Source organism: Pseudomonas sp. 9.3L (genome assembly GCF_058536285.1).
The window spans coordinates 3,626,702-3,639,154 of sequence record NZ_JBZUBK010000001.1 but is presented as its reverse complement, the minus strand read 5'-3'; the positions used below and the strand labels follow the sequence as shown (position 1 = coordinate 3,639,154).

Annotated in this window: 11 protein-coding genes; 5 read left to right on the top strand and 6 right to left on the bottom strand. The window is 61.1% G+C overall.

Annotated elements, in window-relative coordinates:
- The first annotated feature begins 12 nt into the window (after positions 1-12).
- Positions 13-3,891 (top strand): YhdP family protein, encoded by a 3,879-nt coding sequence (locus tag AC4LE2_RS16860; RefSeq protein WP_491826842.1) that lies wholly within the window; start codon positions 13-15, stop codon positions 3,889-3,891.
- Positions 3,892-4,100: 209 nt separating this feature from the next.
- Positions 4,101-5,543: a metalloprotease TldD gene (gene tldD, locus AC4LE2_RS16855; RefSeq protein WP_491826841.1), complete on the top strand. Its 1,443-nt coding sequence runs from the start codon at positions 4,101-4,103 to the stop codon at positions 5,541-5,543.
- A 27-nt stretch (positions 5,544-5,570) separates the two neighbouring features.
- Here the strand turns inward: tldD and yjgA are convergent, their stop codons facing one another.
- Complete coding sequence (yjgA, locus tag AC4LE2_RS16850; RefSeq protein WP_491826840.1) at positions 5,571-6,092, bottom strand: ribosome biogenesis factor YjgA; 522 nt, start codon at positions 6,090-6,092, stop codon at positions 5,571-5,573.
- Between the two features lie 110 nt (positions 6,093-6,202).
- Here yjgA and pmbA point away from each other — a divergent pair, with 110 nt between their 5' ends.
- The 3 genes from pmbA (at position 6,203) to AC4LE2_RS16835 (ending at position 8,746) form a co-directional block, all read left to right on the top strand.
- Positions 6,203-7,549: a metalloprotease PmbA gene (gene pmbA / locus AC4LE2_RS16845; protein ID WP_491826839.1), complete on the top strand. Its 1,347-nt coding sequence runs from the start codon at positions 6,203-6,205 to the stop codon at positions 7,547-7,549.
- 134 nt (positions 7,550-7,683) lie between these two features.
- Entirely contained in the window at positions 7,684-8,127 is a 444-nt protein-coding gene (locus AC4LE2_RS16840) for a DUF2753 family protein (RefSeq protein ID WP_491826838.1), read from the top strand.
- Position 8,128: 1 nt separating this feature from the next.
- Entirely contained in the window at positions 8,129-8,746 is a 618-nt protein-coding gene (locus AC4LE2_RS16835; protein WP_491826837.1) for a superoxide dismutase, read from the top strand.
- Between the two features lie 151 nt (positions 8,747-8,897).
- Here the strand turns inward: AC4LE2_RS16835 and AC4LE2_RS16830 are convergent, their stop codons facing one another.
- The 5 genes from AC4LE2_RS16830 to AC4LE2_RS16810 all read right to left on the bottom strand — a co-directional run bounded on the left by AC4LE2_RS16830 (position 8,898) and on the right by AC4LE2_RS16810 (position 12,444).
- Positions 8,898-9,170, bottom strand: coding sequence for an HPr family phosphocarrier protein (locus AC4LE2_RS16830; protein ID WP_491826836.1), 273 nt, complete (start codon positions 9,168-9,170; stop codon positions 8,898-8,900).
- A 20-nt stretch (positions 9,171-9,190) separates the two neighbouring features.
- Positions 9,191-10,048, bottom strand: a complete 858-nt coding sequence (rapZ, locus tag AC4LE2_RS16825; RefSeq protein ID WP_491826835.1) for an RNase adapter RapZ — start codon at positions 10,046-10,048, stop codon at positions 9,191-9,193.
- Position 10,049: 1 nt separating this feature from the next.
- Positions 10,050-10,514 carry a PTS IIA-like nitrogen regulatory protein PtsN gene (gene ptsN, locus AC4LE2_RS16820; protein WP_491826834.1) on the bottom strand — a complete coding sequence of 155 codons (465 nt, stop codon included), beginning with the start codon at positions 10,512-10,514 and terminating at the stop codon, positions 10,050-10,052.
- A gap of 7 nt (positions 10,515-10,521) precedes the next feature.
- Positions 10,522-10,830 (bottom strand): ribosome hibernation-promoting factor, HPF/YfiA family, encoded by a 309-nt coding sequence (gene hpf / locus AC4LE2_RS16815; protein WP_491826833.1) that lies wholly within the window; start codon positions 10,828-10,830, stop codon positions 10,522-10,524.
- Between the two features lie 99 nt (positions 10,831-10,929).
- Positions 10,930-12,444, bottom strand: a complete 1,515-nt coding sequence (locus AC4LE2_RS16810; protein WP_491826832.1) for an RNA polymerase factor sigma-54 — start codon at positions 12,442-12,444, stop codon at positions 10,930-10,932.
- Between the last annotated feature and the right edge of the window lie 9 nt (positions 12,445-12,453).

The window sequence follows — 12,453 nt, the reverse complement described above, 5'->3', positions numbered from 1 at the left end:
AAGGGTCCATCCATGGCGCGTTTGACACAGGTTGCAAGCGCGCTCGTTCGCTGGAGCCTTGGCGCGTGCGCCCTATGCCTGATCGTGCTGGCCCTTTATGTCAGCCTGGGGCGGCAGCTCCTGCCTATGGTCAGCGATTACCGCCCTGCCTTGGCCACAAAGGCCAGCCAGGCACTGGGCATGTCTGTCGCCATTGGCCGCCTCGATGGGGCATGGCGGGGGCTAGCCCCGGTGATTACCGCACGCGACATCACGCTGGGAAGCGGGGCCAGCGCCCTGCACATAGACCAGGTGCGCATCGTGCCGGGCCTGTGGCGTAGCCTGCTTAACCGCGCGCCGCATATCGCTACGCTCCAGGTCGAAGGCCTGCAAATGGCACTGGTACAGGCCGAAGACGGCCGTTGGGCTGTGCAAGGCTTGCCCACACCCAACGATGACGCCCCGTTCGACCCCGCCCAGGCCATTGCCCGGTTACGCCAGTTGGGCGAGCTGACCCTCCTGGAGAGCCAGCTCGTGCTCAAGCCTTGGCAACACGACCCGATGGCCTTTACATACGTGAGCATGAGCCTACGGTCACCCGCAGGTGAGGAGCGCCTGGACCTACGCCTGCACCTGCCTGATGGTAAGCCCATGGCGGCACAGGTACGTGCCCGGGTGCCAGGCGCAGACTGGCGCAATGCGGCCGTACAGGCCTACCTGAGCCTGCCTCAGAGCGACTGGGCCGCCTGGGTGCCGTCTAGCCTTCTGGGGCAATGGCATTTCAGTACGTTGCAGGTGGGAGGGGAGCTGTGGCTAAACTGGGCCCAGGCCCACGTGGAAAGCGCCGCACTACGGTTGAATGCCCCTCACCTGAAGGGCAGTGTGACCGGCCGGCCTGCCGCCGAGCTGAACGATGTGGCCCTCAGCGCCTGGGTAAACCGTGACGTTGATGGGTATAGGCTGATGGCGCAACCGCTGGCCCTGAGCGTGGGCCATGAGCACTGGGAAAGCCGCGTTCAGGCCAAGCAGGAGGGAGAAGCCTGGCAGGTCCAGGCCGACTGTGTGGCACTGGGCCCCCTGCTGCCGGTGCTGGATGCGTTCGCGCCCTGGCCAAATAAAGCCGCCCTGGCCGTGGACAGCCTCAAGCCCAGTGGTACGCTGCGCAACCTGCAACTTACCCTGCGCCCTAACGCTCAAGGGGATGGCCGCCTGTCCTTTGCCGCCAACCTCGATAAGGTGGCGTTCGAGCCTTACCACAGTGCCCCAGGCGCCGCCAATGTGAGCGGCAGCATCAGCGGCGATCTGGGGCGGGGCGAGCTGCTGCTGGACAGCGAGCAGTTCATGCTGCACCTGTGGCCCATCTTCAAGCAGCCTTGGCATTACCTAAGTGCCAAGGCTCGCCTGGGCTGGACGCTCAACAGCGAGGGCTTCAGCCTGGTGGCGCCTGTTATTCAGGTGCAGGGCGAAGAGGGCAAAATTGCCGCGGACTTCATGATCCGCCTACCCTTCGGCGACGGGCTGGAGCCCTACATGGACTTACGCGTAGGCCTGCGCGACGGCGACGGGCGTTACACCGCCAAGTACCTGCCTGAGGCGCTAAGCCCGCAGGTAGCAGAGTGGCTGCGCGGTGCAGTGCAGCAGGGCAAGGTCAACGAGGGGTATTTCCAGTACCAGGGCAGCCTAGCCCACGGTGCGCCGGACCACGCACGCAGCCTGACGCTGTTTTTCGATGTGAAGGACGCCACCTTGGCATTTCAGCCGGGCTGGCCTTCGGTCACCGGCATCGCTGGCAAGGTCGCGATCCAGGACGGTGATGTTCGCATCGATGCCAGCCACGGGCGCTTGTTGGACACGGCAGTGCGCGACGTGCAGGTACGCGTGCCTCATGCGCCAGAAGGGCAAGCGCCACGGCTTACGGTCAAAGGCGTGTTCGAGGGCCCCTTAAGCGACGGCGTGAAAATTCTCCAAACGGCCCCCATCGGAACAGGCGAGCTGTTTGCAGGGTGGCAGGGCGAAGGCCCGCTCAAGGGCACGGTTGACCTGGACATCCCCTTGGCCCACGGTGAAGTGCCGAAGGTGGGCGTAGAGTTCATCACCAGTGGCGCGCGCTTGAAGATCGCCAACCCTGAGCTTGAGCTGACCCAGCTTAAAGGGGCGTTCCGCTTTGATCTGGACAAGGGCCTGGCGGGCCAGGACGTGAGCGGGCAAGCACTGGGCAAGGCCTTCACCGCCACTTTGGGCGCCAATGGCAGTGCGGGCACGCCCTTGACCGATATCAAGGTAAATGGCCGCGTAGACGCGCAAACCCTGAGCCAGTGGTTGGGGTATCGCCAGCCCTTGCCTGCCAGCGGCGAATTTCCTTACCTGCTGAACGTGAGCCTGGGGCAGCGTAGCCAGTTGAGCGTGGAGTCAGACCTCAAGGGCGCAGTCATCGACCTTCCACCGCCGTACGGCAAGGCGGCCCAAGACGTGCGGCCTACACGCGTAGACCTTGACCTCCAGGGCGATACGCGTCAGCTGCGGGTGGCGTATACAAGCTTGGCCAGTTTTGTGTACCAACCGCCCGAGGGGCAATTCACTGCGCCATTGACCACCGGGCGTGGCGAGTTACGGGTCGGCAGCGGCGTAGCCAAGGTGCCAGACGCCTTGGGGCTGCGCGTGCGCGGCACACTGGACACCTTCGACCTCAAGGCGTGGCAAGCGGTACGCGAGCGTTATGTACCAGTGGCCGTACCCACTCCCGTGCCTACGGCCACTGGTACGCCTTCGGTTGCGCTTGCCAACGCACCCGCTACGGTGCCCACTGCCAGCCTGCTGAGCAGTATCGACGTGACAGTGGGGAGGCTCGATGCGTTAGGGCAAACCCTCGCCCAGGCGCGCGTGCGGCTGGACCGTGCGCCGGCGGCCTGGCAGTTGATTGTGGACAGCCAGCAGCTCACGGGCAGGGTGCTGGTGCCAGACCAGGCCGGTGCTGCGCTGGACATCGACTTGCAGGACGTACGGCTACCCGCACCTGCCCCGGTGGTCGCAGGGGCCGAAGAGCCACCCGAGGCGCCTGACCCGCTTGCAGACGTGGACCCGCACACCGTGCCTGCGGTGAATGTACAGGTCGCCCGCCTTTGGCAAGGCGAAGACCTAGTCGGTGCCTGGTCGTTGACACTGCGCCCCACTGGGCAAGGGCTGGCGCTGGACAACCTGAACCTTGGCCTCAAGGGCATGCAGTTGCAGGGCAATGGCAGCTGGGAAGGGGCGCCGGGGGCAACCAGCAGTTGGTTCAAGGGCAGCGTGCGGGGCGGTAACCTGGCCGATGTGCTCAAAGCCTGGCGCTTCGCACCTTCGGTCACCAGCCATGACTTTGCCCTGGATGTCGACGGCCGCTGGCCGGGCTCCCCGGCATGGGCCTCGCCCAAGCGGTATTCGGGGAGCCTGAGCGCTACCCTCAACCATGGCCAATTCGTTGAGATAGAAGGCGGCGCCCAGGCCCTTCGCGTCTTCGGGCTGCTGAACTTCAACGCCATTGGCCGGCGCCTGCGCCTGGACTTTTCCGACTTGCTGGGGCGTGGGCTGAGCTACGACAAGGTGACCGGGCAACTGGCGGCCAGTGAAGGGGTGTACGTCACGCGAACGCCCATTAAGCTCACCGGCCCCTCTAGCAACCTTGAACTCGATGGCACCCTGGACATGGCCGCAGACCGAGTAGATGCGCGGCTACGGGTCACGCTGCCGGTGAGCAACAACTTGCCGATGGCTGCGCTGATCGTAGGTGCTCCGGCGGTGGGTGGGGCGCTCTTCCTGGTGGATAAGCTGCTAGGCGACCGTGTATCGCGCCTGCTCAGTGTGAAGTATCGCCTGGAGGGCTCGCTCAAGGAGCCCAAGCTGAGTTTCGACCGGCCCTTCGACAAAAGCCGTTAATTGCGTCGATAGTTAGCCCAGTTAGGTGGAGTGGAGTAGGCTGTAAGCCTGTTTTGACAGGTAACCCGTTCCCCACGCAGGGTACCTACTGTAGTCGTCTCACCAGGCCGCGCCGAGCAGGCGAGCGGCCGTGAGCGTAGGCCAATGCCCGTGCATTGGCAGTTTTCCTCGCAGGGCGCATTGCGGCCTGCCTCTTTCGCGGAGTGAACATGAGCGAGATGTTATCTACGGTCAGCGCACAACTGTTAACCCCTGGCGAGCTGACCCTCGATAGCCTGGGCAGCGTGCTAGGTGAATTGGCAGGCCCCGGCATCGATGCGGCGGACTTGTACTTCCAAACGCAGATTTCCGAGTCTTGGGCATTGGAAGACGGCATCGTCAAAGAAGGTAGCTTCAATTTCGACCAAGGCGTCGGCGTGCGTGCCCAAGCCGGTGAGAAAACCGGCTTTGCCTACAGCAACACTATTACTCGCGAAGCACTGGGGCTCGCTGCGCAAGCGGCCCGGTCGATCTCCCGGGCAGGCCAGCAGGGCCAGGTGCAGGCGTTCAAGGCGCCGGCCGTGCAGCCACTGTATGCAGCCGATAACCCGCTGGACGTGATGTCTCGCGCCGAAAAAGTCGAGTTGCTCAAGCGTATCGACGCCTACACCCGTACCCTGGATACCCGTATCCAGCAAGTCACCGTGAGCATGGCCGGGGTGTGGGAGCGCGTGCTGGTAGCGGCCATGGATGGCAGCCTGGCCGCAGATGTCCGGCCGTTGGTACGGTTCAATGTCAGCGTAATCGTCGAGCAGAACGGCCGTCGCGAACGTGGCGGCCATGGGGGCGGTGCGCGCACCGACTACCGCTACTTCGTTGATGAAGAGCGCGCCATGGGGTATGCCCGTGAAGCCTTGCGCCAAGCCTTGGTCAACCTGGAAGCCCGGCCTGCACCGGCCGGTACGCTACCGGTGGTGTTAGGGTCGGGATGGTCGGGTGTGCTGTTGCACGAGGCCGTGGGCCATGGCCTGGAAGGGGACTTCAATCGCAAGGGCAGCTCCGCATACAGCGGCCGCATGGGCGAGCAGGTGGCTTCCAGCCTCTGCACCATCGTCGACGATGGCACCCTGGCAGGCCGGCGTGGCTCGCTCAGCGTGGATGACGAAGGTACCCGTACCCAATGCACCACGTTGATCGAGAACGGCATTCTCAAGGGCTACATGCAAGATAAGCTCAATGCCCGCCTGATGGGTGCGGCCGCTACGGGTAACGGGCGCAGGGAATCCTACGCGCACCTGCCGATGCCGCGCATGACCAATACCTACATGCTGGCTGGCGAGCAGGACCCTGCGGAAATCATCGCATCGGTCAAAAAAGGTCTGTACTGCGCCAACCTAGGTGGCGGCCAAGTGGATATCACCAGCGGCAAGTTCGTGTTCTCGACCAGCGAAGCCTACTTGATCGAGGACGGCAAGATCACCGCGCCGGTCAAAGGCGCTACCTTGATCGGCAACGGGCCTGAGTGCATGAGCCGGGTGTCCATGGTCGGTAATGACTTGTCGCTGGACAGCGGCGTGGGCACCTGTGGCAAGGATGGCCAGTCGGTACCCGTAGGCGTAGGGCAACCTACGCTCAAAATCGACGCCATTACCGTAGGCGGTACGGGCGCGTGAGCCAGGCCGTCGTCATTGTGTGCCTGCCTAGCGCAGGCCACGCACCTGCTCGTCCAGCTCGCGGATGTATTTGAAGATCTTGCGGCTCGCGGTCGGTGGCCGGTTATGCGTGGCCTCATGCTGCGCATGTCGAACCAGTGAGCGCAGTTGTTGCCGATCGGTGTCTGGGTACTGGATGACGAAGCTGTCCAATACGCTGTCGTCGCCACCAATTAACCGATCACGCCAGCGCTCGAGGTTATGGAAGCGTTCGTTGTATTGGCGAGTGGAAGCATCCACCTGGTCGAGCAATTCCAGGATGGCGTCGGTGTCTTGGTCACGCATCAGCTTGCCGATGAATTGCCTGTGGCGCTTGAGCGCCGCGTTTGCCGTGTGCTTAGGGGCTTCTTCCAGTGCGCGACGCAAGGGCTCCGTAAGGGGCAGTTTGGCGAGCAGGTCGGGTTTGAGCGTGGTCAAGCGCTCGCCCAGTTCAGTCAAGGCATGGAGTTCGCGCTTGACCTGTGTCTTGCTTTTTCCCTCACCGAGGGAGTCGTCGTATGAATCAACCATGGGGGCCGTCCGTTTATAAACGCCGCCATGATAACCAGTCGGGGGCCGATTGTCCGGCCCGGCCAGCGCAGGCCCTTGCCGCGATCCATCTTTGAAGTGTGGAGAAACCCATGAAAGCAGTCCAAAGCGTTGGTCCAGAGGCCCTGCCACTGCTCAAGCAGCAGGTTCAGGAGATCATTGCCGAAGCCCAGCGTCAGGGGGCCAGCGCCTGTGAAGTTGCAGTTTCCCTGGAGCAGGGGCTGTCCACGTCTATCCGTCAGCGCGAAGTCGAAACGGTCGAGTTCAACCGTGACCAAGGGTTTGGCATCACCTTGTACCTGGGGCAGCGCAAGGGCTCGGCCAGTACCTCTGCCAGTGGGCCGGACGCGATCCGGGAAACCGTCGCTGCAGCCTTGGCCATCGCCAAGCACACGTCCGAGGACGAAGCCGCCGGGTTGGCAGACGCCGACCTTATGGCCAATGAGTTGCCTGCCTTGGATTTGTACCACCCTTGGAACATCAGCCCCGAAGCCAGCATCGAGCTGGCCCTGGCCTGCGAGGCCGCAGCCTTCGACGCCGACCCGCTGATCCGCAATGCCGACGGCAGCCAGGTTACGACTCACCAAGGCTGCCGGGTCTATGGCAACAGCCATGGCTTTGTGGGCGGTTATGCTTCCACCCGTCATAGCCTGAGCTGCGTCATGATCGCTGAGAAAGACGGGCAGATGCAGCGCGACTATTGGTACGACGTGAACCGTGAAGGGCACCTGTTGGCGTCGCCCGAGTCCATCGGCCGTAAGGCGGCCGAACGTGCGGCGAGCCGCTTGGGTGCTCGTCCAGTCTCCACCTGCGAGGTGCCTGTGCTGTTTGCTGCTGAATTGGCGGGTGGCTTGTTTGGCAGTTTTCTCTCGGCGGTGTCTGGCGGCAACCTGTACCGCAAGTCATCCTTCCTTGAAGGCGCCATGGGCCAGCAGTTGTTCCCTGAATGGCTCACCCTCGACGAGCGCCCGCACCTGGCGCGGGCCCTGGGTAGCGCAGGCTTCGACGGGGACGGCCTGGCGACCAGGGCCAAACCTTTCGTAGAGGGGGGCAGGCTGGTGTCATATGTGCTTAGCACCTATTCCGGGCGCAAGTTGGGCATGCCCAGCACGGCCAACTCTGGCGGCGTGCATAACCTGTTCGTGACCCATGGCAATGAAGACCAGGCAGCGTTGATCCAGCGCATGGGCCGTGGCCTGCTGGTCACCGAACTCATGGGCAGCGGCCTGAACATGGTGACCGGGGATTATTCTCGGGGGGCGGCAGGGTATTGGATAGAGAACGGCGAAATCCAGTTTCCCGTTCAAGAAGTCACGATCGCCGGCAACATGAAAGACATGTTCAAGCAGATTCTGGCGGTGGGTAACGACTTGGAGCAGCGTAGCAACGTGCGCACCGGGTCGGTGCTGATAGAGCGCATGACCGTCGCCGGTAGCTAACCGGCGCTAAGCGGGCCGTTCAGCCTGTTTCATGAATCTATGTACCCGCTCCGGTTGCGTTGAGATTGATTATCAACTAATAGTCAGTCTCAACGAGTACGCAATACGTGCGTGCCTCTCAAGCGGAGCGGGCCATGGACCAATGGAAACGCACCATCCAACGCGCTAATGCCTTGTTTGCCCAAGGGCATTGGGTCGATGCGCGTGAATACTACCTTCAAGCCCTGGCGTTGGCTCAGATCCTGTTCGAGCGCTGGGCCGATGCCGAAGAGGCGGTCGCCGCCTTCGTGGTGTCTCATCACAACCTGGCAGACGTGCATTTGCGGTTGCTTCAGCCAGAAGAAAGCGCGGAGTATTTCTGCGCCGCGCATGAGCATTTACTGGTCACCGTCCGCCAACGAGCGCTTCCTTATGCCCTGCGGGACGCTGCGCTTCGTCACAGCAATCGCACCTATACGGAACTGCTGGGTTTCATCGCCGTCCATGGCGAATACCCCCGCACTACGAGTTTGCTCTCAAGTGCCATGGGCCAACAGTCGCGCCACACCGGCGCCCATCCGCGATACGGAGTCCACTGACATGCCCCATACCTTGCCTAGCCTGCCTTACGACTACAAAGCGCTGGAGCCTCATATCGATGCCCAGACGATGGAAATCCACCACACCAAGCACCACCAAACTTACATCAACAACCTCAATGCCGCGCTGGAAGGCACTGAGTACGCTGAAATGCCGGTTGAGGAGTTGATGGCCAAGCACGCTACCCTCGACGACAAACTCAAAGGCCCGGTAGCGAACAACGGCGGTGGCCATGCTAACCATTCGCTGTTCTGGAAAGTGATGACCCCCCAGGGCGGCGGCGCGCCGACAGGGAAGGTGAAGGATGCCATCGAGCAAGACGTAGGCGGCTTCGACGCGTTCAAGGAAGCCTTTACCAAGGCAGCGCTAAGCCGGTTCGGCAGCGGTTGGGCCTGGCTGAGCGTTACTCCCGAGAAAAAACTGGTAGTTGAAAGCACTGCCAACCAGGACAGCCCTCTGATGAAGGGCAACACCCCAATCCTGGGCCTGGATGTGTGGGAACATGCGTACTACCTGAAGTACCAGAACCGTCGTCCTGAGTACATTGGCGCATTCTTCAACGTGATCAATTGGCAAGAAGTTGAGAAGCGCTACGAAGCTGCCCTGCAGGCTGCCTGATTACCGTAAGCCTTCCTGGCGCCTATGGCTCCCTTGCCATGATGTGCTTGGGGGTCATAATCCCTGGGAGCTAACGGAGCTTAAGCGGAGTTGGCGAACAGCGTCCTGTTTGTTGTTCAGGAGGGCCTCATTCGCCAACTGCCGTTGGCTTCTACTCGCCTTCGTCGAATTTGTCATTGATGAGGTGTGCCAGCGCGTCCAGGGCCTCTTGGGCCTGCTCGCCTTCGGTATTCAGATGAATTTGCGTGCCTTTGCCGGCCGCTAACATCATTACCCCCATGATGCTTTTGCCATCGACCAGGCTGGCTTCCGTACGGCCTACACGCACCTGACAGGGGAAGCGCCCGGCAACGCCCACGAATTTGGCGGCGGCGCGTGCGTGCAAACCCAGCTTGTTAATGATGGTGATGTCGAGTGCGGGCATTACGCGAGGCGTCCTTGGGTTCAGGTGAGGTCCCGGTGGCGAACCTGGACATTATCGATGATCGGTTGCAGCTGCTTACCGAGCCGCTCGGTGATATAAACCGAGCGATGGTGCCCTCCTGTGCAGCCGATGGCAACCGTGACGTAAGCACGATTGTTGGCGGCAAACCGGGGAAGCCACTTCACCAGGTACGCGGCGATGTCTTGATACATTTCTTCGACATCTGGCTGAGCCGCCAAATAGTCGATCACAGGCTGCTCCAGGCCGGAGTGCTCACGCAGCTCTGGCCTCCAATAAGGGTTGGGCAGGCAGCGTACGTCAAACACCAGATCTGCGTCTGTGGGCATACCGCGCTTGAAACCAAACGATTCGATCAGGAAGGCCGTACCGGCCTCGGGCTTATTCAGCAAGCGCAGCTTCAGCGTGTCTCGCAACTGATACAGGTTCAGGTGCGTGGTGTTCACCTTGAGGTCTGCCAAATCCGAGATAGGACCAAGCAGGTGGCTTTCTGCGCGAATGGCCTCCGCAAGGGATCGATCTGCACTGGTTAGTGGGTGACGGCGACGGGTCTCGGAAAAGCGTTTGAGCAGCGTGTTTTCGTCTGCATCCAGAAAAAGCACGTCGCACTGGATATGTTTGTTGCGCACCTCCTCTAGCAGCTCGGGGAACCGCGACAGGTGACTGGGTAGGTTACGGGCGTCAATCGAGACTGCAACCAGGGGGCGTGCCAATTCGGTATGGATAATGGCGCGTTCGGCCAGCTCGGGCAGCAGGCCGGCTGGCAGGTTGTCGATGCAGTAGAAACCGTTGTCTTCGAGTACATCGAGTGCGGTGCTCTTGCCGGAGCCAGAGCGACCACTCACGATGACCAGGCGCATGTCAGGCGCCAGCCTGGGTGTCTAGCACCACCTGATAGAGGGCTTCGCCGGACTCCGCAGCCCGTAGGCGGGCGCGTACTTCCTTGCGATCCAGCATGCTAGCGATCTGGCGCAGCAGCTCCAGGTGGGCGTCTGTAGCGGCCTGAGGCACCAGCAGTACGAAAATAAGGTCTACCGGTGCGCCGTCGATGGCGTCGAAGTCTACTGGCGCCTGCAAATGCAACAGCGCGCTCATGGGTGCTTCGCACTTGGCTAAGCGACAGTGGGGGATAGCGATACCGTTGCCAAAGCCCGTGGAGCCGAGTCTTTCTCTGGCGAGAAGTGCTTCGAATACGGTTTGCTGGTCAGCACCCGGAAGGTCCTTGCTGATGAGCCCTGCGATGTGTTCGAGGACGCTTTTTTTACTGCCTCCCGACACGTTCACGCAGGAACGGCCGGGGGTCAGGATGTTTTCTAGTCGGATCATTGGGGGCTCAGCGAGCGGCGGCACCTTGGAGGTGGCTCTGCTGTTTTTCCTTATACTTGAGCAATTGCCGGTCAAGTTTGTCAGTGAGGAGATCGATTGCAGCGTACATGTCGTCGTGCTTGGCTTCAGCGAACACATCCGACGTAGGGACGCGGATGGTAGCTTCAACCTTTTGCATCTGCTTGTCGACCTCCATGATGACCTGAACGCTGGTGATCTTGTCGCAGTGCCTTTGAAGCTTGGCAAGTTTTTCGGTCACGTAACTGCGCATGGCGTCGGTCACATCTAGCTGATGGCCACTGATGTTCACTTGCATACCGCTTCTCCTTATTGCCAGGGCATAAAGAGGCAGGTGTGGTACCTGCCACTGAAACGCTGGTGGCACCCCAGGCGAATGCTCAATGCCCAGGCCAGGTTACATCAGCCGCTTGCGTTCGCTCGACGGCGCGATCCCAAGAGACTCGCGGTACTTGGCGACTGTGCGACGTGCTACCTGAATGCCTTGTGCCTCCAGTAAACCAGCGATCTTACTGTCACTCAATGGCTTTTTCGGATTTTCCGCAGCGACCAGTTTTTTGATGATCGCGCGGATGGCTGTGGATGAGCATTCACCGCCTTCCGAGGTGCTGACGTGGCTTGAGAAAAAGTATTTCAGTTCGTATATGCCGCGGGGGGTGTGCATATATTTTTGAGTGGTCACCCGTGAAATAGTGGATTCATGCATGCCCACTGCTTCGGCGATATCGTGCAACACCAAGGGTTTCATGGCTTCGTCACCGTAGTCCAAAAAGCCACGCTGATGCTCCACGATCTGAGTGGCCACTTTCATCAGCGTTTCGTTACGGCTCTGCAGGCTCTTGATGAACCAGCGTGCTTCCTGCAGCTGATTGCGCATAAACGTGTTATCGGCACTGCTGTCGGCGCGGCGCACGAAGCCTGCATACTGGGCATTCACCCGCAGGCGCGGCACAGACTCCTGGTTAAGCTCTACCAGCCAGCGATCACTGTCCTTGCGCACGATCACGTCGGGCACGACGTATTCAGGCTCGCTGGACTCGATCTGTGAGCCCGGACGGGGATTGAGGCTCTGTACGAGTTCGATGACCTGCCGAAGCTCGTCTTCCTTGAGCTTCATGCGCCGCATCAGTTGGCTGTAGTCGCGGCCGCCCAGCAGCTCGATGTATTCGGTCACCAGCCGTTGCGCTTCGGCAAGCCAAGGCGTTTTTGCGGGCAGTTGCCTCAGTTGGAGCACCAGGCACTCACTCAGGCTTCGCGCACCGATACCGGCAGGCTCGAATTGCTGGATGCGCCGCAGTACGGCCTCGACCTCATCGAGTTCGATGTCCAGTTCGGGATCGAAGGACTGGCACACCTCTTCGAGGGTTTCCTCGAGATACCCCTGGTTGTTGATGCAATCGATCAGGGTGACTGCGATCAAGCGGTCGTTGTCCGACATGGGCGCGAGGTTGAGCTGCCATAGCAAGTGGCTTTGCAGGCTTTCACCCACCGAAGTGCGGGTGGTGAAGTCCCAGTCGTCATCCTCGCCACTGGAGGAGCTGTTGGTGCTGCTCTGGTAGATATCTTCCCAGGCAGTATCCACCGGCAGGTCATCCGGGATTCGTTCGCTCCAGTCACCTTCTTCGCTGCTGCTGCTTTCGGGGGCAGGTGAGCTTTCCTGGAAGTTGGCCTCCTGAAACGCGGGCTCCTGGTTTTCGGCAGGGCTGTTGTGCTCTACCTTATCTGCCAGCGGGTCTGCGTTATCGAAGTCGTCGCCTTCTTCCTGGCGTTCGAGCATGGGATTGGACTCAAGCGCCTCCTGGATTTCCTGCTGAAGGTCCAGGGTAGATAGCTGGAGAAGGCGGATGGCCTGTTGCAACTGCGGCGTCATCGTCAGTTGCTGGCCCATTTTAAGGACAAGCGATGGTTTCATGGCGTGAGC

Bases quoted from the DNA above. Each gene is read 5' to 3' on its own strand.
- AC4LE2_RS16860 (WP_491826842.1), top strand. From the start codon at position 13: ATGGCGCGTTTGACACAGGTTGCAAGCGCGCTCGTTCGCTGGAGCCTT.
- tldD (WP_491826841.1), top strand. From the start codon at position 4,101: ATGAGCGAGATGTTATCTACGGTCAGCGCACAACTGTTAACCCCTGGC.
- yjgA (WP_491826840.1), bottom strand. From the start codon at position 6,092: ATGGTTGATTCATACGACGACTCCCTCGGTGAGGGAAAAAGCAAGACA.
- pmbA (WP_491826839.1), top strand. From the start codon at position 6,203: ATGAAAGCAGTCCAAAGCGTTGGTCCAGAGGCCCTGCCACTGCTCAAG.
- AC4LE2_RS16840 (WP_491826838.1), top strand. From the start codon at position 7,684: ATGGACCAATGGAAACGCACCATCCAACGCGCTAATGCCTTGTTTGCC.
- AC4LE2_RS16835 (WP_491826837.1), top strand. From the start codon at position 8,129: ATGCCCCATACCTTGCCTAGCCTGCCTTACGACTACAAAGCGCTGGAG.
- AC4LE2_RS16830 (WP_491826836.1), bottom strand. From the start codon at position 9,170: ATGCCCGCACTCGACATCACCATCATTAACAAGCTGGGTTTGCACGCA.
- rapZ (WP_491826835.1), bottom strand. From the start codon at position 10,048: ATGCGCCTGGTCATCGTGAGTGGTCGCTCTGGCTCCGGCAAGAGCACC.
- ptsN (WP_491826834.1), bottom strand. From the start codon at position 10,514: ATGATCCGACTAGAAAACATCCTGACCCCCGGCCGTTCCTGCGTGAAC.
- hpf (WP_491826833.1), bottom strand. From the start codon at position 10,830: ATGCAAGTGAACATCAGTGGCCATCAGCTAGATGTGACCGACGCCATG.
- AC4LE2_RS16810 (WP_491826832.1), bottom strand. From the start codon at position 12,444: ATGAAACCATCGCTTGTCCTTAAAATGGGCCAGCAACTGACGATGACG.